The following is an 811-nucleotide window of genomic DNA, read 5'->3' as shown; positions in this document are numbered from 1 at the left end:
ATGCGGCTTATATGCTCGTCATGCGAAAAAACGGGGTGATAAGTCCACGATGCGTTTGTGTGAAAACTGCGCGAAATGTATCGAGGAACATTTACCTTGTTGTGATGAAAAAAAAGCTATCTCAATGGTATTAATGCAATTGAGAAAACAACCGTCCATTTTGATCTAGCGTGCTACTCCGCGCTAATGCCATTCGTTTGGCATTAGCCAGCGGATGATTTTTAATAAATTAAGGAATCAACGCATGTTAGTAATTAACTCTGAAAAAGAATACGAAGAAGAATCTAACAATCTAATCTCATTTATTGAACATCCTCTTTATGGCGAACTTCCAGAACATGAACAAACATATGAGGAAACAGTGACGGCATTAGATAAATGGCGTGAAGATAATCCAATCAAGATTGATGAAGAAGGCGAATATTGTAGTAAGGAAGAAAATAAGAGAGGTTATTTCACTGCTTGCCACTACGATGATTTATTCATAGATATTGAACAAAGACTCCGTGATGGTAAAGCGATATCAGGCGTTCTTTTGTCTGAATTGAAACAGACGTTGTACAGCGAGCCCGAAGTGGTGAGTTGGCTATGTACGTTTTACCTTCTTGATGCTGATGAGCCGCAATCTGTGGTTCATTGGTTGAAAAAGCAAATGCTGGATGCTCGTTTTAATGCACGTCTAGAAGTGCGTATTGAACAAGCTAAACTGAATTAACTACTAACCTAACTATTATCGAAAACCAAACAATTTGTTCAGTTAAAAGCGTTTATCTCTTTTAACTGATACGTCCAACCATACGGGAAATTACTC

At 38.1% G+C, this 811-nt stretch carries 1 protein-coding gene; it reads left to right on the top strand.

The genetic code is table 11. The features are described 5' to 3' along the window. Nucleotides 1-244: 244 nt before the first annotated feature. Nucleotides 245-715: a hypothetical protein gene (locus tag A142_RS08165; protein WP_017097003.1), complete on the top strand. Its 471-nt coding sequence runs from the start codon at nt 245-247 to the stop codon at nt 713-715. Nucleotides 716-811 lie beyond the last annotated feature (96 nt).

It is taken from the genome of Vibrio splendidus 12E03, from assembly GCF_000272105.2.
Classification (GTDB): domain Bacteria; phylum Pseudomonadota; class Gammaproteobacteria; order Enterobacterales; family Vibrionaceae; genus Vibrio; species Vibrio splendidus_I.
The sequence above is the reverse complement of the archived record's forward strand: the minus strand, read 5'-3'. Positions and strand labels throughout refer to the sequence as shown.